Source organism: Pseudomonas sp. AO-1 (assembly GCF_019775695.1).
Taxonomy (GTDB): domain Bacteria; phylum Pseudomonadota; class Gammaproteobacteria; order Pseudomonadales; family Pseudomonadaceae; genus Aquipseudomonas; species Aquipseudomonas parakoreensis.
This window is the reverse complement of record NZ_CP079947.1, coordinates 6,431,701-6,457,574: the sequence shown is the minus strand read 5'-3', so window position 1 is coordinate 6,457,574 and position 25,874 is coordinate 6,431,701. Positions and strand designations below refer to the sequence as shown.

The following is a 25,874-nucleotide window of genomic DNA, read 5'->3' as shown; positions in this document are numbered from 1 at the left end:
GAGCCGCGCCATGAGTCCGTTGAACCTTGCGTCACCCTTAACGCCACGACGGCTCAAACGCCTGCCTCTGGCCCTGTTGCTGGCGGGGAGTGCCAGCTGGACTCAGGGTTACGCCGCGAACGCCGAAACACCGCCGCCGGCTCCCGCCGGCAAGCCCGCGGCCAACAGCTCGCAGCTGGAAACCGTGACCGTCACCACCCGCCGTCGCGAAGAAAGTTCGCAAGACGTGCCGACGCCGATGAGCGTGGTCAGCGGTCAGACGCTGGAGACGCAGCGGGTCTACCGGATTCAGGATTTGCAGCAACTGGTGCCCAGCGTCAACGTCGCCTACATGCACGCGCGTCAGTCCAGCGTGTCGATTCGTGGCCTGGGCAACAACCCGGCCAGCGACGGTCTGGAAGGCAGCGTCGGTCTGTACATCGACAACGTCTATCTGGGCCGTCCGGGGATGGCGGTGTTCGACCTGATGGACATCGAACAGCTCGAAGTCCTGCGCGGGCCACAGGGCACACTATTCGGCAAGAACACCACCGCCGGGGTGATCAACATCAGTACCCGCGCGCCGACATTCACCCCTGAGCGCAGCATCGAAACCTCGTTCGGCGAGGACGGGTATTTCCAGACCAAGGGCACCATTTCCGGGCCGCTCAACGATCAACTGGCCGGACGTTTTTCGGCCTATCGCACCCGTAGCGATGGCGACATCAAGAACGAATACAACGGCCATGACCTGAACGGTGGCTCGCGCGATGGCTTCCGTGCGCAGTTTCTGTTCAAGCCCAACGAAGATTTCAATCTGCGCTGGATCGGCGATTACAACGAAGAGGACTCCAGCGCCGGCACCCGCGTGCTGTACAACACCGGACCGACCATCAACGGCGTCAACCTCTACCAATCGCGGGCCAATGCCGCCGGCGCGACGCTGGTCAACGGCTCGCACCGCAAGGTCAATCTGGACAACGACCAGCACGTCACCGTGCATCAGGGCGGCACGTCGGTGGAGGCCAACTGGACGCTGCCGAGCGATTTCACCCTGACCTCGATCAGCTCCTATCGCTTCTGGAATTTCACCCCGGCCAACGACGACGGTCTCAACGTTGCGGCGACTTACAACGCCGGGGTTTCGGTCGAAGACAAACAGTACTCGCAGGAATTTCGCCTGGCCTCGCCCAAGGGCGAGTTCTTCGACTACGTGGTGGGCGCGTACTACTTCGGCTCGGATCTGGACAACAAATCCTTCGCCTATTACGGCCCGCAGGCCGACATCTGGAACGGCACGCCACGCGGCGCGCTGGCCAACGTCGGCAGCGTCGGCAACGGCCACATCAAGACCGACAGCTTCGCCCTGTTCGCCCAAGGCACCTGGCACCTCACCGAGCGCCTGGACTTCACTGCCGGCGTGCGTGGCACCTATGAAGAGAAGAACGCCTGGGTCACCCGCGATGCGCCGGTTGGTGGTGCCACGGTCACCGGCGCAGCGGCCACCGCACGACGCGGACGCACGGGTGCCTACGACTCCGGCGATCTGAATCAGTACAGCTCCAGCCCGTCCGGACTGCTCAACCTCAGCTATCGCATCACCGATGACCTGCTCGGTTACGCCACGCTGTCCCACGGGGAAAAATCCGGTGGCGTGAACCTCGCGGTGGGTTCGGCGCCAACCGCCGGCGCCGACTCGCTGCTGATTGGCACCGAACGCGCCAACAACGCCGAACTCGGCTTCAAAAGCACGCTGTGGGACCGGCGTTTGCAGCTCAACGCCAACGTGTTCTGGACCCAAGTCAACGCCTACCAGACCAACGCCTACGACGACGTCAACCGCGTGCAATACCTGACCAACGCCGGTTCGGTGCGCTCACGCGGCGTCGAATTCGAAAGCACGGTGATCCCGTTGCGCGGCCTGACCCTGAACTTCAACGGCTCGTACAACGACGTCAGCTACCTCTCGTACAAAGATGCACCGTGCCCGCCGGAAGTCAGCCAGGCACCGGGCGCACCGGCCTCTTGCGACCTCAGCGGCCACCAAGTGGTCGGCGCGTCGAAATGGATCGGCAACGCCAACGGCAAATACGAATGGAATCTGGCCAACGGTCTGCAACCCTACGTCACCGGCAGTTACGCATTCCGCTCCAAAGCGGTGGGCACGGTCGAGGACTCCGATTACGGGCAGATCCCGAGCTACGCCGTGGTCAACCTGTCCACCGGTCTGCGTGGCGATTTCAATCAGGGCCAGTGGGACGTTTCGCTGTGGCTGAAGAACGCCTTCGACAAGACCTATTACACGACGCTGTGGACCGGCGGCAACGGCGGTTATGAAGGCCTGCTCGGTACGCCGCGCACCCTCGGCGTAACCGGTCGCTACGACTTCTGATCCGTCATTCAAGGAGCTGCATCATGTTGCCAGGCAAAACCGCTTTAGCCCTGTTGTTATCCGGCGCAGTTTCAAGCACCGGGGTGTTCGCCGCCCCCAGCGTGTACCCGACCGGCGTCACCCGCTATGACCCGAACAAAGCGTTCAACCAGTACGTGATCTTCAGTGGCGCCGACAAGCAGACCCACTTGATCGACATGAACGGCAACGAGGTGAAAACCCGGCCACAGGCGGGTTTCCCGTCGGCGATCATCGACCCACAACTGGTCGGCGGCGCGCGCGGGCATGTGCTGTTGCAACTGAGTGACAAGGATCCGGGCAAGCTCGGCTCCGCCGGTAACGGTCTGGGCAATCAGAGCGTCGGTGAACTGGACTGGAGCGGCAAAGTCGTTTGGCAGTGGGGCGACAAGGCCCCTGGCGGCGCAGCACAGCAACACCACGATCAGCGCCGGTTGAGCAACGGCAACACGGTGGTGCTGGCGAACAAGGTGCATAAGGTCAAAGGCTTCAAAGTGCCTGAGGTGATCGACGATGTGATCTATGAAGTCAGTCCTGACGGTGCGGTGAAATGGCAGTGGCTGGCCTCGGAGCACCTGAACGAATTCGGCTTCACCCCGGAGCAATTGAAACTGGTGCGCGCCAGTGATAATCCGGATTACTTGCACATCAACAACCTCAGCGTGGTCGGGCCGAACAAGTGGTTCGATGCCGGCGACAAACGCTTCAATCCGGACAACCTGTTGCTCGATTCGCGCAACGCCAACTTCATTGCGATCATCGATAAGCACAACGGCAAAGTGGTGTGGCGCCTCGGCCCGAACCTGCCGCTGATCAACCCGAAAACCGCACAGAAATTACCGCGTCCGGTGGATCAGTTTGTCGGTCAGCACGACGCGCACATCATCCCCGCCGGGCTCCCCGGTGCGGGCAATCTGCTGGTGTTCGATAACCAGGGTTCGGCGGGCTATCCAAACGTCCCCCTCGGGCTGATTTCCGGTTCGCGGGTGCTGGAAATCGACCCGCAGAAAAATCAAATCGTCTGGCAATACAGCGCAGCGAATTCGAAGCAGCCGGGTTGGGCCTTCTACAGTTCATTCATCAGCAGCGCGCGACGCTTGCCCAACGGCAATACGCTGATCGACGAAGGCATGAACGGGCGGTTTTTCCAGATCACGGCCAGCGGTGAAAACGTCTGGGAATATGTCAGCCCGTATCTGGGCAAGGCGCCAGGCAGTGATGCAATCAGCAACTGGGTCTATCGTGCGCTGCCTGTGAGTTATGACTGGGTGCCGGCGGGAACGCCGCGTTCGGAGACGGCAGTCCTGATGCCGGCCGTCGGTGTGCAACAAACCCAAGTCAGCCGTTAGTTATTAAGGTTCTTCCGATTCGAAATAAGTTATGAACGACATGAATAGTGCCTATAGCAATATCGTTGATAAGTGCCGTGGACAATAAGTCAATGGACAACCATCCTGTGTGTCGTGAGTTTCCAGGAGGAAACTTGCTCTCATCGGAAGACACTTATCCAACGATAAAGGAAATCACGTTATGTCGAGCATTAATGGCAATTATGTAAACGCTAACGCTGGCGCCAAACTGACGATCACCGATGGTAACGATTCCAACGGCACCTTCAGCGGCAAGTTCAGCCAGAACGGCGTGAACTACGACATCGCCTACGGGCATTACCATTTCCAGAACAGTACCGGGCAGCCGACGATCATCACGTTCGCGGCGCTGAATGATGGCACTGGCTATCAGTCCTGGACGCTGTTCTCGCCGGACCACAACTATTCGAAAGTTCGTGCGGTGGGTTCGCGTACTAACTTTGATGGTGATGTTGTGGGGCTGGCAGGAGAGTTCATCAAGCAATAGTTGTTCGGTCAATTAAACAGGCCGGGGCACGAAAGTGCTCCGGCCTTTTTGTTGGCGGAGTTTTATTGGCAACTATCGATTTTGTATTAGTTGTCCCATGAAACCGGGTCAGGCGAATTTGATGCGTTGCATGAATACTTTTAATGCCTGAAAAGCATGCGTTTTGCAGCGTAACGCTGCAGCCCTTGTGGCGCGCGGCTTTGGCGGAATTGATCAACTCGTATATTCCATAAAGGCCTATGCATAACATTAAAGATTACTTTCGGAGATAAGCGACAAACCCAATGATTCACCCATCGACTCGCCGTGGGGGATTCAACAAACGGCGGATCGGCTGTTGTGTAGAAAACGCAAAAAAGACCGCAGGGAGTGAATCAATGGGCAATGTCCAGACCGCCGCCAGTGCACAAGAGGTGCTGTGGCGCCAGGCACCGAGTGGCGAATTGGTCGATCTCGGCCGGCCCCATCGTGTGCCGTTGGGGCAGTTGCGTTTGCAACGCGCGCCCAAGGGCATTCTGAGCCGTCGTGAAGCGATCCTGCTCGGCGTGCTGGCGCTGCTGGTGCATGGTGCGGTGATCTACTGGATCAATCAGCATCCGACACCGGCGTTGCCGATCGTGCCGCCGGAAATTCCGCCGATGACCATCGAGTTTTCGCGGCCGGCACCACCCGCGCCGCCCGTGGTTGAACCGCCGCCGCCCGCGCCGGTGGTCGAACCTCCGCCACCGGTTGAAGACGAGTTGGCGGTGAAGCCGCCACCGCCTAAACCGATTCCCAAACCCAAGCCGAAACCGGTGGTTAAGCCGGTGCCGAAGCCAGCACCCAAAGCCGTGGAGCAACCACCGGCGCCGCCGCAACCGGCCGCCCCGGTCGCTGCGCCAGCGCCACCTGCACCCGCGGCTCCGGCTCCGGTAACGCCGGCCTCGGCCAACGCCGCGTATTTGAAGAACCCGGCGCCGGAGTATCCATCGCTGGCCCAGCGTCGCGGCTGGGAAGGCACGGTATTGCTACGGGTGCACGTGTTGGCCAACGGCAAACCGGGCGAGATCCAGATTCAGAAAAGCAGTGGCCGGCAGCAGCTCGACGACGCAGCGCTCAACGCCGTCAAACAGTGGAGCTTCGTGCCGGCCAAGCAGGGTGATGTCGCCCAGGACGGCTGGGTCAGCGTGCCCATCGATTTCAAGATTCATTAAACCGAAACCTATTCGCGCTAAATGTTTACACGAGGGAACACATCATGACGTTACTGGCCTCTCCACTGGAATCCATCGAAAGTGCGGTGATCTGGCTGCTGGTGGTTTTTTCCGTTGCCACCTGGGGACTGGCGCTGCTCAAGGCTGTGCAGTTCGGTCGTCTGAAGGCGCAGGATCGCAAGTTTCATAAACGCTTCTGGGCGGCGTCGAGTCTCGACTCCGCCGCTGAGTTGAGCGAAACCCAACCCGGCGCTGCGGCCCGGGTGGCACAGGCCGGTTACGCGGCGATTCAGGTGGGTGAGGCGCCGCAGGCCAATGACCTGAGCCAGGCGATCAACCATCAGGATCGCCTCGAACGTGCCTTGCGCCAGCAGATCGTGCGCGAACGGCGTTCGCTGGAAACCGGTCTGGCGGTGGTCGCGAGTATTGGCAGCACCTCGCCGTTTATTGGTCTGTTCGGCACGGTGTGGGGAATCATGGAAGCGCTCAAAGGCATCAGCGCGGCAGGCTCGGCGAGCCTGGAAACAGTCGCCGGTCCGATCGGTGCGGCACTGGTTGCCACCGGTGTGGGGATCGCGGTCGCGGTGCCGGCGGTGCTGGTTTACAACTACTTTTTGCGGCGTCTGAAACTGACGGCGGCGGATCTGGATGACTTCGCCCACGACTTCTACAGCCTGGCGCAGAAGAGTGCGTTCCGCGTGTTGATCCACCCGACTGCAAACAAGGTGTCGGCACCGGGCAACGCGACAAAAGTGAAGGAGGCGTCCTGATATGGCCTTCTCCACGCAAGACAGCGACGAGGTGCTGAGCGAGATCAACGTGACGCCGCTGGTGGATGTGATGCTGGTGCTGCTGGTGGTGTTTATCGTCACCGCACCGCTGCTGACCAATGCGATCCCGATCAACCTGCCGAAGACCGAAGCCGTGGCGCCGGTCGAGCAGAAAGACCCGCTGGTGGTGAGCATTGACGGTGCCGGCAAACTGTTTATCAACAAGGATGAAATCCAGCCGGACCTGCTGGAATTCAACCTCAAGTCGGCCAAGGCGAAAGACCCGGAAGTCCGCGTGCAACTGCAGGCCGACGACGGGGTGAACTACGGCGAAGTGGCGCGGGCCATGGCTTCGATCGAGCGAGCGGGGATTACCAAATTGTCGGTGATCACCGCGCGGTAACAGGATTTACGTTTTTCCGGGGCCGTCTCCTTGGCAGGGTGCGGCCCTTTTTTTATCTCGATTTAAACCCACACCCGATCCCTGTAGGAGCTGCCGAAGGCTGCGATCTTTTGCTCTTGTTCTTAAAATCAAAATCAAAAGATCGCAGCCTTCGGCAGCTCCTACACGAAGCCAACAATATTTCTTTTGGGTCTTAATAAATAGCTTCTTATTCCTTAACGAATATAAATCCCGTCCCTATACTCGATCAGGAACAGACACGACGCAGGAGAGTTCCCCCATGCGCAACGAATCAATCCGTTACCTGATTGTGCCGGGCTGGCAAGGATCGCCAGAAGATCATTGGCAAACTCATTGGCAGAACAGCCTGCCCAACAGCGCCCGGGTGGAGCAGGCCGACTGGCTGACGCCGCGCCGTGAAGACTGGGTCGCGGCGCTGGCCGAAGCGATTGCCGCCGACAGCACGCCAGTGATCCTGATTGCTCACAGCCTGGGTTGCGTCACCGTTGCGCATTGGGCGGCTACCGCGCCCGTGCAATACCTGCGGCAGGTGCGCGGGGCGTTGCTGGTCGCACCGGCGGATGTCGAGCGCCCGACTTGCGCACCGGCGCTGCGTAACTTCGCACCGATCCCGACTGACCTGCTGCCTTTCCCCAGTCAGGTCGTCGCCTCCGACAACGACGCCGCCGTCAGCGCGCCACGTGCGCTGGAGCTGGCGCGCGATTGGGGCGCCGAGGCGGGGATTCTCGCCGGGGCCGGGCACATCAACGTCAAGTCCGGGCACCAGCGCTGGGAGCAGGGTTTCGCTTACCTCTATCGCCTGCAAAACCGCCTGGAACACCACGCGCGGCGTCGCGCTTGAGTGGTATTTTTTCTTTTTGATCGCCCCCGTCTCCCGGCGGTTGTGGGCGGGAGTCTGCCATGAGTTTTGAAGCGTTCGGTCAGCCGTTGCTGACCTTTCCCGATGCGGAAAAAAGCCCCCTGAGCATCCGCGCCAAGGCGCTGGTCTTCGTTGATCCACGTTCGCGGCAACTGCGTGAAGAGCTGGAGCACCTGGCACCGCGGACAATCTCGGTATTGATCCGTGGCGAGACCGGCACCGGTAAAGAGTTGCTCGCGCGCCACATCCACCGCGCCAGTGATCGCAGCGGTCTGTTCGTCTCGGTCAACTGCGGCGCGATCAGCCCGACCTATGCCGATGCCGAACTGTTCGGCTATGCCGCCGGCAGTTACACCGGTTCGGCCAGCAGTCGTGCCGGCTGGTTCGGTTCGGCCAACGGCGGCACGTTGTATCTGGACGAGATTGGCGACTTGCCGCTGCCGATTCAGATCAAACTGCTCGCCGCCCTGGAAAATCATGAAGTCACCCGCGTCGGCGCCCATCAGCCAAGTCCGGTGGATGTGCGGCTGGTGGCGGCAACCAGCATCGATCTGGCGCAAGCGGTGGACGCGGGGAAATTCCACGAACGGCTCTATCACTACCTCAGCGAAGGTCAGCTGGAATTGCCGGCCCTGCGCGAGCGGATCGGCGACATCCTGTCGTTGGCCGAATACTTTCTCGGCATCTACAGCCAACGCCTTGATCTGCCGGTGCCGTTGATCAGCGAAGCCGCGCAGCACCTGCTGGAACGCCACAGCTGGCCGGGCAACACCCGCGAGCTGGAAAATGTCATTCACTTCGCGCTGCTGGTCAGCACTGGCGAGGAAATCCTCCCGGAGCACCTGAACCTGCCACAGACGCTGGTGCAGATCGAAAGCCAGATCAAACAAATCCTGGAAAATGGCACCGCCGCCGATCAGCAGGCGCTAAAGCAGTTACTGAAAAGCGCAGGCCTCGTGTAGGAGCTGCCGCAGGCTGCGATCTTTTGATCTTGCTTTCAGCGCTTTTAAACCATTGAAAATCAAAAGATCGCAGCCTGCGGCAGCGCCTGCATGTCTATCTCGCGTGTATGAACAAAATGGAATATCAACGTGAATAAACGTTATTGTCCGGGAATAAAAAATCCCGGTATTGTCCGCTTCACGCCAGAGATAGCACTTCACTGGCACACGTATTAATAGCCGTCGCCACGCGACCGTGATTCTCGATAAGGACACTGCATGAAAAAGGTTCTGTTGTTTACCGCATTGGCGGCTGCTCTGACTGCTTCCCTGGCCCAGGCCGGCGAGAAACTGGTGGTGGCGGCGACTCCGGTGCCGCACGCGGAAATTCTCGAGCTGATCAAACCGACCCTGGCCAAAGAAGGCGTGGATCTGGAAATCAAGGTCTTCACCGACTACGTGCAGCCGAACGTGCAGGTTGGCGAGAAGCGTCTGGATGCCAACTACTTCCAGACCAAGCCCTACCTGGACAGCTTCAATGCCGGCAAATACAAGGACGACAAGGCCAAGTACCTGGTGACCGTGCAAGGCGTGCACGTGGAACCGTTCGGTGGCTACTCGAGCAAGTACAAGAAACTGGCTGATCTGCCTGACGGCGCGACCATCGCGATCCCGAACGAAGGCAGCAACAGCGGCCGTGCCCTGATCCTGCTGCAGAAGGCGGGCCTGATCGAACTGAAAGATCCGAAAAACGCCTTGGCGACCCCTAAGGACATCGCCAAGAACCCGCACAACTTCAAGTTCAAGGAACTGGAATCGGCGCTGCTGCCACGTGTGCTGAAGGAAGTTGATCTGGACATGATCAACACCAACTACGCGCTGGAAGCCAAGCTGAACCCGACCAAGGATGCGCTGGTGATCGAAGGCGCTGACTCGCCTTACGTGAACTTCCTGGTCGCCCGTGAGGACAATAAGAACAGCGATGCTATCAAGAAACTGGCCGCTGCCCTGACCAGCCCTGAAGTCAAAGCGTTCATCGAGAAGAAGTACAACGGCGCGGTACTGCCGGCGTTCTGATCCGCCGCTTGAACCACCCCTTCAAGGTATGAAAACGCCGATGGCCAGTGAGGGTCATCGGCGTTTTTGTGTGTGCTCGATTTATGGGATCGCCACAGGATCTAAAGCCAGAATCAAAAGATCGCAGCCTGCGGCAGCTCCTACAGGGGAAAGCGATCTTTTGTAGGAGCTGCCGCAGGCTGCGATCTTTTGATCTTGATGTGTGGTAACTCAGGCCACCTGAGCTTTTAACGCCCGGCGCAACGCCACGAGCAATTTCACGATGTCCTGCGGATCCAGTCGCTGCGGCACTTTTACGTCCATGTTGTCTTCCTTGTAATGGTTTGGCCGGGGGAGTCTGGCCAAAAGCTGTTCGTCCTTGGAGGGCTTTCACGCAAAAAAGATCCTTCCTACAGCGCAAGGGAAAATAGCCTTCTTATTCCTTCCCGGCAAACCCACAGGGTAGTTTTTTGGGTGATATCAATATGCTTTAACAGTATTTAAATTCTTGTTTTTATACCTATAAAGTCAGCACCTGCCGGACAGTTACCCGCTGTCCATGGACTGCATGACCGTCGCTTACCGAGCGACGTCCAGGATGCTTCATGACTTTCGATTACGCCTTTATCCTCAGTACCCTGCCGGCCTTTCTCAAGGCTGTGGGCGTGACGCTGCAAGTCGGGTTCATCGCCATCGGCACGTCGCTGCTGGTGGCCCTGCTCAACGCGACGATTCTGGTGTTCCGCACGCCTTACCTGCAACGCGTCGTCGGCCTGTATGTGGAGCTGGCGCGCAACACGCCGCTGCTGATTCAACTGTTCTTCGTCTACTTCGCCTTGCCGGCGCTGGGGATCAAGGTTTCCGGATTCACCGCGGCAATCATCACCATGACTTTCCTTGGCGGTGCCTACCTCACCGAGGTACTGCGCGCCGGTATCGATGCGGTGCCACAGGCGCAACTGGAATCGGGGCGCTCCATCGGCCTGTCCCACGGCCAGTTGCTGCGCTACGTGATCCTGCCGCAGGCAGGGATTCTCAGCCTGCCGTCGCTGTTCGCCAATTTCATTTTCCTGCTCAAGGAAACCACCGTGGTCTCGGCGGTGGCGGTGCCGGAAATCCTCTACACCACCAAAAGCTACATCGCGCTCTACTACAAAACCTACGAAATGCTCGCCGTGCTGACGCTGATCTGCGTGCTGCTGTTCTTGCCGCTGTCGCTGCTGTTGAGCCGTCTGGAAAGGAGGCTCCAGCATGGCCAGTTCGGGTCTTGAACTGCTCTGGGTGTCGTTGCCGCAACTGACAAAAGGCGCCGGGCAAACCCTGTCGATCTCGTTTCTGAGCATCGCCATCAGCACCATTGGCGGGGTGCTCTACGGCGTATTGCGCACGCTCAACGTGACGTGGCTGAACGCGATCCTGCGGATCTATCTGGAACTGTTCCGGGCGATTCCGGTGCTGGTCTGGCTGTACCTGCTGTTTTTCGGCTTGCCGATTTTCTTCGGCCTGAGCCTGCCGAGCTTCTGGTGCGCGGTGCTGGTGCTATCGCTGTGGGGCGCCAGCGAGGTTGGCGAGGTGGCACGCGGTGCGCTGCATTCGTTGCCGCGCGGGCAGCGTGAGGCGGGGCTGTCGATCGGCCTGAATGCTGCGCAACTGTACGGCTACGTGTTGCTGCCGCAAGCGCTGAAGCGCATGACACCACCGACCATCAACGTCTACACGCGAATCATCAAGACCAGCTCGCTGGCGGTGCTGATTGGCGTGGTGGATGTGATCAAGGTCGGCCAGCAGATCATCGAGCGCACCTACGAATCGGTGCTGATCTACGGCGCGCTGTTCCTGTTTTTCTTTTTTATCTGCTACCCGCTGTCGGCCGCCTCGCGCGTGCTGGAGCGGCGCTGGACGCAAGCATGAGCGCATTGATCGAGTTTCAGGGTTTCAACAAATTCTATGGCGAGCAGCAGGTGCTCAAGGGCATCGACCTGCAAGTGCGCAGCGGCGAAGTGATCGTTATCCTCGGCCCCAGCGGTTGTGGCAAAAGCACGTTGCTGCGTTGCCTCAACGGCCTGGAAGAAGCGCACAGCGGCAGCCTGAAATTTGTCGGTCGTGAACTGTTGGACAAAGCCACCGACTGGCGCGAAGTGCGCCAACAGATCGGCATGGTGTTCCAGAGTTATCACCTGTTTCCGCACATGAGCGTGCTCGACAATTTATTGCTTGGCCCGCTCAAGGTGCAAAAGCGCCAGCGCCGTGAAGCGCAGCAGCAAGCCGAAGCGCTGCTCGAACGCGTGGGCCTGGCGGATAAACGCGATGCCTTCCCGCGCCAGCTCTCCGGTGGTCAGCAGCAACGCATCGCCATCGTCCGCTCGTTGTGCATGAACCCACGGGTCATGCTGTTCGATGAAGTCACCGCGGCCCTCGACCCGGAAATGGTCAAGGAAGTGCTGCAAGTGATTCAGGGCCTGGCCAGCGAGGGCATGACCCTGCTGATCGTCACCCACGAAATGGCCTTCGCCCGCGCAGTGGCCGACCGCATCGTGTTCATGGATGCCGGGCGCATCCTTGAACAGAACCCGCCCGAGATTTTCTTTACGAACCCGCAAACCGCACGCGCGCAGCAGTTCCTGGAGAAGTTCTCCTTCGTTGCAACACTGCCAAAAACGAATCCGACAAAGGAACTGGAACTGTTATGAAAACTGCCGCTTTTTTACTGCCTCTGCTCAGCCTTGCCTTGCTTGCCGGTTGCAGCAAAACCGAAGAACCGCCGAAGCCGAAAGTCGCCAGCGAAAGCGCCGCGCCAGCCGGTTATCTGGACAAGATCAAGGCCCGCGACAAACTGATCGTCGGCGTGTTCACCGACAAGCCACCGTTCGGTTTCGTCGATGAGGCCGGGCGCTACGTCGGTTTCGACACCGACATCGGCCGGCGTTTCGCCAAGGATCTGCTCGGTGACGAGAACAAAGTCGAGTTTGTTGCCGTGGAGCCGGCGAGCCGCATTCCGTTCCTGCAGAGCGACAAGGTCGACCTGATCCTCGCCAACATGACCGTGACTCCGGAGCGCAAGGAAGCGGTGGAATTCACCAACCCGAACCTCAAGGTTGCGGTGCAGGCATTGGTGCCGCAAAGCAGTGCGGTGAAAAAACTGGATGACCTGGCCACCCGCACCACCATCGTGACCACCGGCACGACCGCCGACATCTGGCTGACCAAGAACCATCCGGACTGGAAACTGCTGAAGTTCGAGAAAAACTCCGAGTCGCTGCAAGCACTGGCCAACGGTCGTGGTGATGCCTACGCGCAGGACAATCTGGTGCTGTTCAGCTGGGCCAAACAGAACCCGGGCTACCGTGTGCTGGAGGAAAAACTCGGCGCCGAAGCACCGATTGCCCCGGCGGTGAAGAAGGGCAATGTCGAGCTGCGTGACTGGGTGAACAGCGAACTGGCGAAGCTGGGTGAAGAGAAGTACCTGCTCAAGCTGTACGACCAATACGTGCGCAAAGAGCTGAGCGATGACACCCGGCCTGAGAGTGTGATTGTCGAGGGTGGCAAGTGGCAGGGGTGATTGGCCGTTAAATCTGCGCTGACCTGAAGGTCCTCTTCGCGAGCAGGCTCGCTCCCACAGGGGTACGCATTCCAACTGTGGGAGCGAGCCTGCTCGCGAAAGCGCCGGTTCAGGCGCGGCTCAATCCGGCCAGTGCCACGCCGGCTCATCCAGCACCCGCTGCCCGACAATTCCGGTCTGCCCCAGCGTTTTTTCGAGCACGATGCAGTTGCACTCCGGATCTTCCTGCAACGCTGAAATCAGCCGCCGCGCATGGGACACCACCCACACCTGACACTGTTCCGACGCGCGAATGATCAAGCGCGCCAGCGCCGGCAAAAGATCCGGGTGCAGGCTGGTTTCCGGTTCGTTGAGCACCATCAATGACGGTGGACGTGGCGTCAGCAATGCGGCAATCAGCAACAGATAACGCAACGTCCCGTCCGACAGCTCCGCCGCCGACAAGGGTCGCAGCAACCCCTCCTGGGAAAACTCGATGGCAAAGCGTCCACCGGCCAGCGGTGCGATGTTCAGCCGTGCGCCGGGAAACGCATCGCTGATCGCCGCCTGCAAGGCCTCGGGGTCGCCGATTTCATTGATGGTCTGCAACGCGGCTGCCAGATCGCGACCGTCGTGGTGCAGCACCGGCGTGCGCGTGCCCAGTTGCGGCTGGCGCACCGGGGCGTCGGCGTCGCTGCGAAAGTGATCGTAGAAGCGCCAGCGGCGGATGAACTCGCGCATCTGGAACACCTCTGGCGAACTGCGCAGGCTGCCGATTTGATCGAACAGGCTGTCGAAATTCGGTGTGTGCTGCGCCAGCACGTCCCAGCTGCGGGCTTCGCGGGCGCGGATCATCGCACCGTTGCGATCCACCAGCAGGCTCGCCGGGCGATAGAGCGGGCCGGCCCAGATGCATTCGCGCTTGATCTGCGGATCGAGGCTGAAACGCGAGGGGCTGGGCTGAGTGTCTCCCGGCAACATGAAGTGGCCGTTGGAGTCGGGCAGGCCGAGGCTGATGGAGTAGCTGAAATCCTCCCCGGCAAACCCCAGGCGCAGCCGTTTGACGCCCTGACGCACGGTCGGCTCGACCGCCACTTCGCCGCTGCGCATGCGTCGGCTGATGGTTTCCGGCCCGGCCCAGAACGTCGAGTCCAGCCCGCCCTCGCGGGCCAGTGCATTGACCACGCCACCCTGAGCGGTCTCCGCCAGCAGGCGCAAGGCGCGGTAGAGATTGGACTTGCCGCTGCCGTTGGGGCCGGTGATCAGATTCAGCCGGCCCAGCGGAATCACCAGTTTGTTGATCGAGCGGTAATTGGCCACCGCGAGGGTCTTGAGCATGAAAATCCTTCTCTTGAGGCGACCATTGTAGGAGCTGCCGAAGGCTGCGATCTTTTGATCTTGCTTTTGTAAAGTCAAAAGATCGCAGCCTGCGGCAGCTCCTACAGGGGAAATATAGAGATCACGCAGGCGAACGTTGAACCCTGTTCTAAGCTCACAGTCGTATCGTCACTTGCACGTTCGTACACAGGAAGGAGTCTGCATGGCGAGTCCCGGATTGAAAACAGTTGTCGTGCTGAGCCTGCTCACGTTGTTGACCGCTTGCGGCAAGAAAGAAGCCCCGGCGGAGTACCTGCCACGGGTCTTTGTGCAAGAGGTCAAACCTGCCGATTACGCGGCTGCCGTGACCCTGACCGGCGATGTGCAGGCGCGGGTGCAGACCGAACTGTCGTTCCGGGTCGGTGGCAAGATCATCCAGCGCATGGTGGATGTCGGCGACCGGGTCAGCGCCAGGCAAGTGCTGGCCAAACTCGATCCCAAGGATTTGCAGACCAACGTCGATTCCGCTCAGGCCCAGGTCATCGCCGAGCAGGCACGGGTCAAACAGAGCGCCGCAGCGTTCGTGCGTCAGCAGAAACTGTTGCCCAAGGGTTACACCAGCCAGAGCGAATTCGACTCCGCCCAAGCCGCCTTGCGCAGCAGCCAGAGCGCCTTGAGCGCGGCGCAGGCGCAACTGGCCAATGCCAAGGATCAACTGAGCTACACCGCGCTGATCGCCGATGCCCCGGGGATTATCACTGAACGCCAGGCAGAGGTCGGCCAGGTGGTCCAGGCGACCGCGCCGATTTTCAAACTGGCCCGCGATGGCGATCGCGACGCGGTGTTCAACGTCTACGAATCGCTGCTGGCCGAACGTCCTGCCGATCGCTCGATTGTCGTCAGCCTGCTCGATAATCCCGCGATCAAGACCACCGGCACGGTGCGCGAAATCACTCCGGCAGTGTCGGCGCAGTCTGGCACGGTACAAGTCAAAGTCTCCCTCGACAGCCTGCCGCAGGGCATGCAGCTCGGCTCGGTGGTCAGCGCCACGGCCAAGGGCAGCGGCAAGTCGGCGGTGGAATTGCCATGGTCGGCGCTGACCAAAAACATCAGCGATCCGGCCGTGTGGATGGTTGACGACAAGGGCGAGGTGCAGTTGCACAACGTCACTGTCAGCCGCTACCTGATCGGCAAGGTGATCATCAGCGACGGTCTCAAAGGCGGGGAAAAAGTCATTGTCGCGGGTGGGCAGTTGTTGCATCCGGGCATGAAAGTCGAGATCGCCGAAAACACCTACAAGGATCTGCAACCGGGAGCACAGCCATGAAGCGTCTGGGGCTGTTATCCATCAGTGTGTTGCTGGCCGCCTGCTCGAAAAGCGAGCCACCTCCGGAGCCGGTACGACCCGTGCTGTCGATCAAGGTACAGGCGCTGAACGAGGAAACCCTCGGGCGTTTCGCCGGCAGCATTCAGGCGCGTTACGAGAGCAACACCGGTTTCCGCGTCGGTGGACGTATTGCCAGCCGTAACGTCGATGTCGGCACCGAGGTGCAAAAGGGTACGTTGCTCGCCACGCTCGACCCCTCCGATCAACAGAATCAGTTGCGTTCGGCCCAAGGCGATCTGGCCAAGGTGCAGGCGCAACTGATCAACGCCCAGGCCAATGCCCGGCGTCAGCAGGCGCTGTTTGATCGTGGGGTGGGCGCGCAGGCACAACTGGACATCGCCATCACCGATCTGAAAACCACCCAGGCCTCGCTCGATCAGGCACGGGCGGCGGTCGATCAGAGCAAGGATCAGCTCGGCTACACCGAGCTGCGCGCCGACCACAAAGCCGTGGTCACCGCATGGAATGCCGAAGCCGGCCAAGTGGTGACCGCCGGCCAGCAAGTGGTGACTCTGGCGCAACCGGACATCAAGGAAGCGGTGATCGACCTGCCGGACACACTGGTTGATCAGATCCCCGCCGACGTGGTGTTTCTGGTGGCCGGGCAACTCGACCCGAGCATCAATACCACCGCGACCATTCGCGAGATCGAACCGCAGGCTCAAAGCGCCACGCGCACCCGCCGCGCGCGGCTGACCCTGGCCAGCACCCCGGAGGGGTTTCGCCTCGGTACGGCGATCAGCGTGACCCTCAGTTCGGCGATCAAGCCGCGTATCGAGTTGCCTGCCACTGCCCTGCAGGAAGCCGATGGCAAGACCCGCATCTGGGTGGTCGACACCTCCAGCAAAACCGTTGCGCCCCGTGACGTCAGCGTGATCAGCCGTACCGACGGCACCGTGGTGCTGGCCGACGGCGTCAAATCCGGCGAGCGCGTGGTCAGCGCAGGCGTCAACAGTCTTAAACCCGGACAAGCCGTGAAACTCGACGAGGACAGTCAATGAAAGGCTCTTTCAATCTCTCCGAATGGGCCCTCAAGCATCAGTCGTTCGTCTGGTACCTGATGTTCGTCGCGTTGCTGATGGGGGTGTTCTCTTACTTCAATCTGGGGCGTGAAGAAGACCCTTCGTTCACCATCAAGACCATGGTCATCCAGACCAAATGGCCGGGCGCTACCCAGGAGGAAACCCTCAAGCAGGTCACCGACCGCATCGAGAAAAAACTCGAGGAGCTCGATTCTCTCGACTACGTGAAAAGCTACACGCGCCCCGGTGAATCGACGGTCTACGTGTACCTGCGCGACACCACCAGCGCCAAGGACATTCCGGAAATCTGGTACCAGGTGCGCAAGAAGATCGATGACATTCGCGGACAGTTTCCCCAAGGGATTCAGGGACCCGGATTCAACGATGAGTTCGGTGACGTCTACGGCTCGGTCTACGCGTTTACCGCCGACGGCCTGACCATGCGCCAGTTGCGTGACTACGTGGAACAGGCGCGCGCCGAGATCCGCAACGTGCCGGGTCTGGGCAAGATCGAGATGATCGGCCAGCAAGACGAAGTGATTTACCTGAACTTCTCCACCCGCAAGCTCGCGGCATTGGGCATCGATCAGCGTCAGGTGGTGCAGAGCCTGCAATCGCAGAACGCCGTGACTCCGGCGGGTGTGATCGAGGCCGGGCCTGAGCGTATCTCGGTGCGTACTTCAGGGCAGTTCGCGTCGGAGAAGGATCTGGCCGAGGTCAATCTCAAACTCAATGAGCGCTTCTATCGTCTGGCCGATATCGCCGACATCAGTCGCGGTTATGTTGACCCGGCCACGCCGGAATTCCGTTTCGACGGCAAGCCGGCAATCGGTCTGGCGATTGCCATGCAGAAGGGCGGCAACGTTCAGGAGTTCGGCAAGGCGTTGCACCAGCGGATCGACCAGATCACCGCTGATCTGCCGGTTGGCGTCGGCGTCCATACGGTGTCCGATCAGGCCGTGGTGGTGGAAGAGGCGGTTGGTGGCTTCACCAGCGCGCTGTTCGAAGCGGTGATCATCGTGCTTGTGGTCAGCTTCATCAGTCTTGGCGTGCGCGCCGGGCTGGTGGTGGCGTGCTCGATTCCGCTGGTGCTGGCGATGGTGTTTGTGTTCATGGAATACAGCGGCATCACCATGCAGCGGATTTCCCTCGGCGCGCTGATCATCGCCCTCGGTCTGCTGGTGGACGACGCGATGATCACCGTGGAGATGATGGTCACGCGTCTGGAAATGGGCGAGACCAAGGAGCAGGCGGCTACGTTTGCCTACACCTCGACGGCGTTCCCGATGCTCACCGGTACGCTGGTGACCGTTGCCGGCTTCGTGCCGATCGGCCTCAACGCCAGCTCCGCCGGTGAGTACACCTTCACCCTGTTTGCGGTGATCGCGGTGGCGATGCTGGTGTCGTGGATCGTCGCGGTGCTGTTCGCACCGGTAATCGGCGTGCACATCCTCAGCACCAATGTGAAACCTCACGAGGGCGAGCCGGGACGCATTGGTCGGGCATTCAACCACGGTTTGCTGTGGTCGATGCGCAACCGCTGGTGGGCGATCGGCATCACCGTGTTGTGCTTCGTGCTGGCGGTGTTCTGCATGCGCTTTGTGCAGAATCAGTTCTTCCCGTCCTCCGATCGCCCGGAAATCCTCGTCGATCTGAACCTGCCGCAAAACGCCTCGATCGACGAAACCCGCAAGGCCGTGGACAAGCTCGAAGCCACGCTCAAGGGCGACCCGGACATCGTGCGCTGGAGCACTTACATCGGTCAGGGCGCGATCCGTTTCTACTTGCCGCTCGACCAGCAATTGCAGAACCCGTACTACGCGCAACTGGTGATCGTCAGCAAAGACTTCGAGGCCCGCGAAGCCCTCAGCCAACGCCTGCGTGAACGCTTGCACAAGGACTTCGTCGGCATCGGCAGTTACGTGCAGGCGCTGGAAATGGGCCCGCCGGTGGGGCGCCCGATCCAGTACCGGGTCAGCGGCAAGGACATCGACCAGGTGCGCAAGCACGCTATCGACCTGGCGACCGAGCTGGACAAGAACGAGCACATCGGCGAGATCATTTACGACTGGAACGAGCCGGGCAAAGTGCTGCGCATCGACATTGCCCAGGACAAGGCGCGTCAGCTCGGGCTGTCCTCGGAAGACGTGGCGAAGCTGATGAACAGCATCGTCAGCGGCTCGCCACTGACCCAGGTCGATGACGATATCTACCTGATCAATGTCGTCGGCCGCGCGGTGGATTCCGAACGCGGCACCCCGGAAACCCTGCAGAACCTGCAGATCGTCACACCCAACGGCACGTCGATTCCGCTACTGGCCTTCGCCACCGTGCGGTATGAGCTGGAGCAACCGCTGGTGTGGCGTCGTGACCGTCTGCCGACCATCACCATCAAGGCCTCGGTGCGCGACGAGATCCAGCCGACCGACCTGGTAAAACTGCTCAAGCCGTCGATTGATGCTTTCGCTGAAAAACTCCCGGTCGGCTACAAAGTCGCCACGGGCGGTACGGTCGAGGAAAGCGGCAAGGCCCAGGGACCGATCGCCAAGGTGCTGCCGTTGATGCTGTTTTTGATGGCGACCTTCCTGATGATCCAGTTGCACAGCGTGCAGAAGATGTTCCTGGTGGCAAGTGTCGCGCCGCTGGGTCTGATCGGTGTGGTGCTGGCGCTGGTGCCGACCGGTACGCCGATGGGCTTCGTGGCGATCCTGGGGATCCTTGCACTGATCGGTATCATCATCCGCAACTCGGTGATTCTGGTGACGCAGATCGATGAGTTCGAGCAGAAGGGCTATACGCCGTGGGATGCGGTGGTGGAAGCGACCGAGCACCGGCGTCGGCCGATCCTGCTGACGGCTGCGGCGGCGAGCATGGGCATGATTCCGATTGCCCGGGAAGTGTTCTGGGGGCCGATGGCCTACGCGATGATTGGCGGGATCGTGGTTGCGACGTTGCTGACCCTGCTGTTTCTGCCGGCGTTGTATGTGGCCTGGTACAAGATTCGCGAGCCGAAGAAAGAGACCGCATAAGGCAAAAGCAAAAGATCGCAGCCTGCGGCAGCGCCTACAGGAAATCCCATGTGGGCGCTGCTGCAGGCTGCGATCTTTTGATCTTCAGCCAACCCTCCGCCAGACACTCGCCAGCCAAGGCTGCTGCTCGCGCGGCAATCCCGCCGGCCGGTAGTAATGCTCAAGCTCGACAAACCCCGCCGCCGTCAACAATCCGCGCCACGCCGGCAGGTCGTGGTACGCGCCGTACCTCGGCCCGTTCCAGCCCTCGCGGTTATCCCCGCGCGGATTGGAACTGAACAACACCCCACCCGGCTTCAGCGTGCCATGCAACTGCTTGAGCACTCGCGGCAACTCCTGCAACGGCACATGAAACAGCACCGCATTGGCGAAGATGCCGTCGAAGCGCTCGGCCGGCAGATCGAGTTTCAGAAAGTCCTGCTGCCAGACCTCGCAACCGCTGTCTTCGCGGGCCATGCGCGCAAATTCCTCTGAGCCATCGAGACCGACCGCGACGTGGCCCATGCGGGTGAACGTCTGCAAATCACGTCCGGGGCCGCAGCCGAAATCGAGCAGGGTGAACGGCGCCGGACCCTGGATGTGGCGAAGCAAGGCGTCGATGTTCTGGCTGACATCGTGATCGCGGGTGCCTTCGCGGAAGTCTTCGGCCACCGAGTTGTAGTGGCCGAGGGTGGTGGCGGTGATCTGTTCCAGATCGGTGGGAGTCTGTTTCATGGGGCGGACTGTTTGGGGGAGTTGAGCAGACTATAAGCGCTTTCGCGCTTTAAAAGATCGCAGCCTTCGGCAGCTCCTACAGAAGATCGCATTCCCCTGTAGGAGCTGCCGAAGGCTGCGATCTTTTGATCTTGCTTCAGCGCTTGTTCAGACCTCTGGCGAGGCGATCGCCCCCGAGCTGAATCACCGCCACCAACGCCACCAGCAACACAATCACCGTCAGCATGATCTGGCTGTCGAAACGTTGATAACCGTAGCGGTAAGCGATATCGCCGAGGCCGCCGGCGCCAATCGCCCCCGCCATGGCCGACGAGTTGATCATCGTCACCAGCGTAATCGTGAACCCGCCAACAATCCCCGGCAGCGCTTCAGGCAACAGCACATGCCAGACGATGTGCCAGCGCCGGCAGCCCATGGCTTGCGCCGCCTCGATCAAGCCGTGATCGACCTCACGCAGACTCACTTCGGCAATCCGCGCAAAGAACGGCGTCGCGGCGATGGTCAGCGGCACCACCGCCGCCCACACACCGTACGTGGTGCCGACAATCAGCCGGGTGAACGGAATCAGCGCGACCATCAGAATCAGAAACGGGATCGAGCGGAACAGATTCACGAACGCGCCCAGCGCCCGGTTGAGCAGCGGCGCCTGATAGATCCCGCCCTTGTCGCTGGTGACCAGAATCACCGCCATCGGGATCCCCACCAGCAACGCGATCAGCGACGACACGCCGACCATCAGGAAGGTGTCAATGAAACCCTGGAGCAAGCGATCAAACCACATAACCCGATACCTCCACTCGTTGTGCCCACTGCCCGGCGCGCTCGCGCAATTGTTCGGCACTCAAGGATGAGCCGCTGACCGCCAGCAACAGTTGTCCCAGCGCGTGGCCCTGAATCCGCTCGACGCCGCCCTGCAGCAACTTCACGCGTCCGCCGAGGGCGGCAAATAACGCGGCCAGATCCGGCTCATCGGCGGCGCCACCGGTGAACTGCAAACGCAATACCACCGCCGCGCCCGGGGAGGGCGGCAGGGCATGCAGACGGCTTTGCAGTTCTGCCGGCAAGGCGTGTTGCAGCGGCGCGAGCAAGGTCTGGCTGACCTCGTGCTGCGGATTGCCGAACACTTCCCAGACCGGGCCCTGCTCGACAATCCGCCCGTGTTCCAGTACCACCACGCGGTCGCAGATTTCGCGGATCACCGCCATTTCATGGGTGATCAACACGATGGTCAGGCCCAGGCGTCGGTTGATCTCGCGCAGCAGGCCGAGGATCGACTGAGTGGTCTCGGGATCGAGCGCCGAAGTGGCCTCGTCGCACAGCAGAATGTCCGGGTCATGCACCAATGCGCGGGCGATGCCGACACGCTGCTTCTGCCCGCCGGAAAGCTGCGCCGGATAGGCCTTGTGCTTGGCTTGCAAGCCGACCAGTTCGAGCAGTTCACGCACCTTCTGCTCACGTTGCGGCTTCGGCACACCCGCGACTTTCAGCGGCAGTTCGACGTTCTGCCACACGGTCTTGGCCGACATCAGGTTGAAGTGCTGGAAGATCATGCCGATCCTTCGGCGCAGTGCGACCAGGCGATCCTCATCGAACTCGCCGATGTCGACCTGATCGATCAGCACCCGTCCCGCAGTCGGTTGTTCCAGACGATTGATCGTGCGGATCAGCGACGATTTGCCGGCGCCGCTGCGGCCGATGATGCCGAACACCTCGCCGCGCTGGATCGCCAGGTCGATGCCTTGCAGGGCCGCCACCGGGCCTTGCCGACCCGCGTAGGTTTTACCCAGGCCGATGAAGCGCACGTGGGCACGATTCAGCTCGGGATGCAGTTCGGTTTTTTCAGCATGTTTTGGCTCTGGAATCTCCAGTCGCCGTTGGATCGCGGCGGTCATGTTCAGCTTTCCCAACCGGCCTGATACAGCTTGCCGTGAGCCTTATCCAGCGCAGCGCGAACGGCCGGCGAGTGCTGGTAGATGTCGACGAATTTGATCAGGCGCGGGTCGTCCTTGCTCTTCGGCTGGATGACGAACTGGATCACGTATTCCTTGTGGTCGAGACCGTCGAACAGCAGCGCTGAGCCTGCGTCAAAAGTCTTCGCCAGACGAATATAGGCCGGGTAGCCCTGAACCAGATCGGCGTCATCGTAGGCGCGCACCAGTTGCACGGCTTCGACTTGGAGGATCTTGATCTTCTTCGGGTTGGCGACGATGTCGTCTTCGGTGGCCTTGTAGCCGACTCCAGGTTTGAGGGTGATCAGACCGGCCTTGGCCAGCAGTTGCAGACCGCGACCGCTGTTGATCGGGTCGTTGGCGATGGCGACGCTGGCGCCTTCAGGCAACTCGTCGAAGCTTTTGTATTTTTTCGAATAGAGGCCGACGTTGTTGATGATCCCCGGGGCGAACGGCACCAGGTCAAAACCGGAGGCCGCCTTGGCGTTTTCGAGGAACGGGATGTGCTGGAAGTAGTTCACGTCGATGTCGCCGGCGGCGAGGCTGACGTTCGGTGCGATCCAGTCGGTGAACTCCACCAGCTCGACTTTCAGGCCTTGTCTGGAGGCTTCCTCGACGGCGGCTTCCAGCGGAATCGCGAAGGCAGCGGTGGTGCCGATTTTCAGTGGTGCATCGGCGGCGAACACCGCCGAGCTGAACAGGCCGAAGGCCAGGGCCAGTGCTTTGACTGGGTGGGACAGGAATTTCTGGGTCATGGTGATTTTTCCAGTCAGTGCATGAATTTTGTGGTGTCTGGTCGGGCCTCATCGCTGGCAAGCCAGCTCCCACAGGTTTTGTGAACGCCACAGACCCTTGTGTGAGCTGGCTTGCCAGCGATGCTTTTAGCGGCGGTACGAAGATCCGGTATGTTGCTCAGGTAACTGCGCCCCTGCGTGAAACAGTTTTTCGCGCAAGCTGCCGCTGTCATACGCAGTCTTGTACGACCCGCGCCGCTGCAACTCCGGAATCACCAGCTCGATGAAATCGACATAGCTTTCCGGGGTCACGATGCGCGTCAGGTTGAAGCCGTCGAGACCGGTTTCAGCGATCCACGCTTCCAGTTCATCGGCCACTTGCTCAGGCGAGCCGACCACGGTGATGTAGCGGCCACCGAGGGCGTGCTGGTCGAGCAACTTGCGCCGGGTCCAGTCGTTGTTCTGCAGGTTCTTGGTCGCGGACTGGATGGCGTTGCTCTTGACGTACTGGATCGGCTCGTCGATTTCGTATTGGGAAAAATCGATGCCGGTGGACGCCGAGAAGTGCGCCACACCGGCCTCGGCACTGGCATGACTCAAGTACTCGGCGTGCTTGGCCCACGCGGCTGCTTCGGTGGCGCCGACGATCACGTTGAGGCCCATGAACACCTTGATGTCTTCGGGATTGCGTCCGGCTTCGACGGCGCTGGCGCGGACCTTGTCCACCTGCACTTTGGTCGATGGCTTGTTCTGGCCGCTGATGAACACGCACTCGGCGTGACGCCCGGCGAACAGCAATCCACGATCGGAACTGCCAGCCTGGAACAGCACAGGCGTGCGCTGCGGCGACGGCTCGCAGAGGTGATAACCCTCGACTTGATAGAATTCGCCGTGGTGCTCGACCTTGTGCACCTTCTCCGGCTGGGCGTAGATGCGCTGCACGCGGTCATTGAGTACCGCACCGTTTTCCCAACTGCCCTCCCAGAGTTTGTAGAGCACTTCGAGGTACTCGTCGGCCTGATCGTAGCGACGGTCATGCTCGACCTGTTCGGGCAGGCCCATGGCCTTGGCGGCGCTGTCGAGGTAACCGGTGACGATGTTCCAGCCGACCCGACCGCAGCTCAGATGATCGAGCGTGGACATGCGGCGGGCGAACAGATAGGGCGGTTCATAGGTGAGGTTGGCGGTGAGGCCGAAACCGAGATTTCTCGTCACCGCAGCCATGGCCGACACCAGCAGCAGAGGATCGTTGACCGGCAACTGGATCGACTCTTTCAGCGTGACGTCCACCGAGTTCTGGTAGACGTCGTACACGCCGACGATGTCGGCGATGAACAGTCCGTCAAACAGCCCGCGCTCCAGCAACTGCGCCAGTTCGGTCCAGTATTCGATGGTGTTGTAGCGGGTCGAGGTGTCGCGCGGGTGTGTCCACAAACCGTGGTTGATGTGGCCAATGCAGTTCATGTTGAACGCATTGAGCAGAATCTTTTTCTTGCTCATCAAATGGTGCCCCGCAGTGGCGGCTTTTCATCGTTGAGGTAGTAATTGCCCACCGCGTGATACTTCCAGCGCACCGGGTCGTGCAGGGTGTGCACCCGAGCATTGCGCCAGTGACGGTCGAGGCCGTGTTCGATCAGGGTCGCCTGGCTACCGGCCAGTTCGAACAGGGTGCTGCCGGCCGCCAGCGAGATTTCAGTGCTGATCGCCCGCGCTTCGGCGACGGCAATCGAGGCAGCAGCGACGGTTTCGGCGTTGGTCTCGGCCTGGGCCTTGTCGAGGGATTCGCCGGCGCGTTCCAGCAGTGCTTCAGTGGCGTGCAGACGAATACTCAAGTGGCCGAAGCTCTTCAGGGTCAGCGGGTCTTCGGTGGCCTTGTCATTACCGGAGTCGATCCACGGCCGGGTTTTGCTGCGCACGAAGTGCAGGGCATCTTCGTAAGCGGCGCGAGCGATGCCAGTGTCGATGGCGGCGTGAAGGATCTGTGCCAGCGGGCCGACCGTGGTTGGACGCTCGAAGGCGCTCTGGAACGGGATCACGTCGTCGGCGGCAACGTAGACGTCTTCGAACACCACCGAACCGCTGCCGGTGGTGCGCTGGCCGAAACCGCTCCAGTCGTCGATGACCGTCAGGCCTTTGCTGTCACGCGGGACGAAGGCCAGTTGCTGCACGCCATTTTCATCGACCACGGAGGTCGGGATACGCTGCGCGTAGATCGCGCCGGTCGCATAAAACTTGCGCCCGTTGATGCGATAGCCGTTGCCGTCACGCTCGAGGCGGGTGACGCGGTCGTGGGCGGTTTTGGTACCGAGTTCCGCCAGGGCGTTGCCGAAGCGCTGGCCGGCCAGCACCTCGGCGTACAGCCGCTGTTTCTGCTCGTGGCTGCCGTTAACGCGCAGCACTTCGAGGGCGTAGAAATGGTTCTGCGGAATCTGCCCAAGAGAGCCGTCAGCCTGAGCGATCAGGGCGATGACTTTGGCCAGGGTCACGTTGGACACACCGGCGCCGCCATACTCCTTGGGCACGCTGATGCCCCACAGGCCAGAGCGGGAAAATACGTCGAGCTCCGGCAGTGGCAGGCGGCGTTCACGGTCGCGCACGGCACTGTCGCGTTTGAAATCTTCGGCCAGATCGCTGGCGACGATCAGGGCTTGCTCATCGCTGGTGATGACCGCGACGGGGTGGGAAAAAGTCATGG

Annotated in this window: 23 protein-coding genes; 16 read left to right on the top strand and 7 right to left on the bottom strand. The window is 60.7% G+C overall.

What is annotated here, in order from left to right:
* The first annotated feature begins 10 nt into the window (after positions 1-10).
* The 13 genes from KVQ82_RS29510 (at position 11) to KVQ82_RS29450 (ending at position 13,048) form a co-directional block, all read left to right on the top strand.
* Positions 11-2,371: a TonB-dependent receptor gene (locus KVQ82_RS29510; RefSeq protein WP_222017331.1), complete on the top strand. Its 2,361-nt coding sequence runs from the start codon at positions 11-13 to the stop codon at positions 2,369-2,371.
* A 23-nt stretch (positions 2,372-2,394) separates the two neighbouring features.
* Positions 2,395-3,738: an aryl-sulfate sulfotransferase gene (locus KVQ82_RS29505; protein WP_222017329.1), complete on the top strand. Its 1,344-nt coding sequence runs from the start codon at positions 2,395-2,397 to the stop codon at positions 3,736-3,738.
* A gap of 181 nt (positions 3,739-3,919) precedes the next feature.
* Positions 3,920-4,246 carry a hypothetical protein gene (locus KVQ82_RS29500; RefSeq protein ID WP_003220553.1) on the top strand — a complete coding sequence of 109 codons (327 nt, stop codon included), beginning with the start codon at positions 3,920-3,922 and terminating at the stop codon, positions 4,244-4,246.
* Positions 4,247-4,623: 377 nt separating this feature from the next.
* On the top strand, positions 4,624-5,439 hold the full coding sequence (locus KVQ82_RS29495; RefSeq protein WP_145595763.1) for an energy transducer TonB: 816 nt from the start codon (positions 4,624-4,626) through the stop codon (positions 5,437-5,439).
* 44 nt (positions 5,440-5,483) lie between these two features.
* Complete coding sequence (locus tag KVQ82_RS29490) at positions 5,484-6,209, top strand: MotA/TolQ/ExbB proton channel family protein (RefSeq protein ID WP_041071117.1); 726 nt, start codon at positions 5,484-5,486, stop codon at positions 6,207-6,209.
* A gap of 1 nt (position 6,210) precedes the next feature.
* The gene (locus tag KVQ82_RS29485) at positions 6,211-6,612 is read left to right on the top strand and encodes a biopolymer transporter ExbD (protein ID WP_003220570.1); all 402 of its coding nucleotides are present in this window, start codon (positions 6,211-6,213) and stop codon (positions 6,610-6,612) included.
* A 280-nt stretch (positions 6,613-6,892) separates the two neighbouring features.
* On the top strand, positions 6,893-7,474 hold the full coding sequence (locus KVQ82_RS29480; RefSeq protein WP_041071127.1) for an alpha/beta hydrolase: 582 nt from the start codon (positions 6,893-6,895) through the stop codon (positions 7,472-7,474).
* A gap of 59 nt (positions 7,475-7,533) precedes the next feature.
* Positions 7,534-8,454, top strand: a complete 921-nt coding sequence (locus tag KVQ82_RS29475; RefSeq protein ID WP_222017327.1) for a sigma 54-interacting transcriptional regulator — start codon at positions 7,534-7,536, stop codon at positions 8,452-8,454.
* A gap of 258 nt (positions 8,455-8,712) precedes the next feature.
* Positions 8,713-9,510, top strand: a complete 798-nt coding sequence (locus tag KVQ82_RS29470; protein WP_041071133.1) for a MetQ/NlpA family ABC transporter substrate-binding protein — start codon at positions 8,713-8,715, stop codon at positions 9,508-9,510.
* A gap of 584 nt (positions 9,511-10,094) precedes the next feature.
* Positions 10,095-10,760 carry an amino acid ABC transporter permease gene (locus KVQ82_RS29465; RefSeq protein ID WP_145595768.1) on the top strand — a complete coding sequence of 222 codons (666 nt, stop codon included), beginning with the start codon at positions 10,095-10,097 and terminating at the stop codon, positions 10,758-10,760.
* Positions 10,741-11,400 carry an amino acid ABC transporter permease gene (locus tag KVQ82_RS29460; RefSeq protein ID WP_222017325.1) on the top strand — a complete coding sequence of 220 codons (660 nt, stop codon included), beginning with the start codon at positions 10,741-10,743 and terminating at the stop codon, positions 11,398-11,400. The genes KVQ82_RS29465 and KVQ82_RS29460 overlap by 20 nt, the downstream gene beginning before the upstream one ends.
* Positions 11,397-12,179: an amino acid ABC transporter ATP-binding protein gene (locus KVQ82_RS29455; RefSeq protein WP_222017323.1), complete on the top strand. Its 783-nt coding sequence runs from the start codon at positions 11,397-11,399 to the stop codon at positions 12,177-12,179. Before KVQ82_RS29460 ends, KVQ82_RS29455 begins: the two co-directional genes overlap by 4 nt.
* On the top strand, positions 12,176-13,048 hold the full coding sequence (locus KVQ82_RS29450; RefSeq protein WP_041071145.1) for a transporter substrate-binding domain-containing protein: 873 nt from the start codon (positions 12,176-12,178) through the stop codon (positions 13,046-13,048). Before KVQ82_RS29455 ends, KVQ82_RS29450 begins: the two co-directional genes overlap by 4 nt.
* Before the next feature lie 120 nt (positions 13,049-13,168).
* Here KVQ82_RS29450 and KVQ82_RS29445 read toward each other — a convergent pair whose 3' ends face one another.
* Positions 13,169-14,365 carry an AAA family ATPase gene (locus KVQ82_RS29445; protein ID WP_222017321.1) on the bottom strand — a complete coding sequence of 399 codons (1,197 nt, stop codon included), beginning with the start codon at positions 14,363-14,365 and terminating at the stop codon, positions 13,169-13,171.
* A gap of 202 nt (positions 14,366-14,567) precedes the next feature.
* Between KVQ82_RS29445 and KVQ82_RS29440 the strand changes: the two genes are divergently transcribed.
* The 3 genes from KVQ82_RS29440 to KVQ82_RS29430 are packed head-to-tail and all read left to right on the top strand — an operon-like array spanning position 14,568 to position 19,782.
* Complete coding sequence (locus KVQ82_RS29440) at positions 14,568-15,671, top strand: efflux RND transporter periplasmic adaptor subunit (RefSeq protein WP_222017320.1); 1,104 nt, start codon at positions 14,568-14,570, stop codon at positions 15,669-15,671.
* Positions 15,668-16,732, top strand: a complete 1,065-nt coding sequence (locus tag KVQ82_RS29435) for an efflux RND transporter periplasmic adaptor subunit (RefSeq protein WP_041071153.1) — start codon at positions 15,668-15,670, stop codon at positions 16,730-16,732. Before KVQ82_RS29440 ends, KVQ82_RS29435 begins: the two co-directional genes overlap by 4 nt.
* Positions 16,729-19,782 carry an efflux RND transporter permease subunit gene (locus KVQ82_RS29430; RefSeq protein WP_041071156.1) on the top strand — a complete coding sequence of 1,018 codons (3,054 nt, stop codon included), beginning with the start codon at positions 16,729-16,731 and terminating at the stop codon, positions 19,780-19,782. The genes KVQ82_RS29435 and KVQ82_RS29430 overlap by 4 nt, the downstream gene beginning before the upstream one ends.
* Positions 19,783-19,866: 84 nt before the next feature.
* Here the strand turns inward: KVQ82_RS29430 and KVQ82_RS29425 are convergent, their stop codons facing one another.
* The 6 genes from KVQ82_RS29425 to KVQ82_RS29400 all read right to left on the bottom strand — a co-directional run bounded on the left by KVQ82_RS29425 (position 19,867) and on the right by KVQ82_RS29400 (position 25,872).
* A complete protein-coding gene (locus tag KVQ82_RS29425) occupies positions 19,867-20,496 on the bottom strand; it encodes a bifunctional 2-polyprenyl-6-hydroxyphenol methylase/3-demethylubiquinol 3-O-methyltransferase UbiG (RefSeq protein WP_222017318.1) in 630 nt (209 codons plus the stop codon).
* Between the two features lie 136 nt (positions 20,497-20,632).
* Positions 20,633-21,277 carry a methionine ABC transporter permease gene (locus KVQ82_RS29420; RefSeq protein ID WP_027611182.1) on the bottom strand — a complete coding sequence of 215 codons (645 nt, stop codon included), beginning with the start codon at positions 21,275-21,277 and terminating at the stop codon, positions 20,633-20,635.
* The gene (locus tag KVQ82_RS29415; protein ID WP_222017315.1) at positions 21,267-22,388 is read right to left on the bottom strand and encodes a methionine ABC transporter ATP-binding protein; all 1,122 of its coding nucleotides are present in this window, start codon (positions 22,386-22,388) and stop codon (positions 21,267-21,269) included. The genes KVQ82_RS29420 and KVQ82_RS29415 overlap by 11 nt, the downstream gene beginning before the upstream one ends.
* 2 nt (positions 22,389-22,390) lie before the next feature.
* On the bottom strand, positions 22,391-23,200 hold the full coding sequence (locus KVQ82_RS29410; RefSeq protein WP_041071164.1) for a MetQ/NlpA family ABC transporter substrate-binding protein: 810 nt from the start codon (positions 23,198-23,200) through the stop codon (positions 22,391-22,393).
* Between the two features lie 126 nt (positions 23,201-23,326).
* Positions 23,327-24,679 carry an LLM class flavin-dependent oxidoreductase gene (locus KVQ82_RS29405; RefSeq protein ID WP_222017313.1) on the bottom strand — a complete coding sequence of 451 codons (1,353 nt, stop codon included), beginning with the start codon at positions 24,677-24,679 and terminating at the stop codon, positions 23,327-23,329.
* On the bottom strand, positions 24,679-25,872 hold the full coding sequence (locus KVQ82_RS29400) for an SfnB family sulfur acquisition oxidoreductase (RefSeq protein ID WP_222017311.1): 1,194 nt from the start codon (positions 25,870-25,872) through the stop codon (positions 24,679-24,681). Before KVQ82_RS29400 ends, KVQ82_RS29405 begins: the two co-directional genes overlap by 1 nt.
* Positions 25,873-25,874 lie beyond the last annotated feature (2 nt).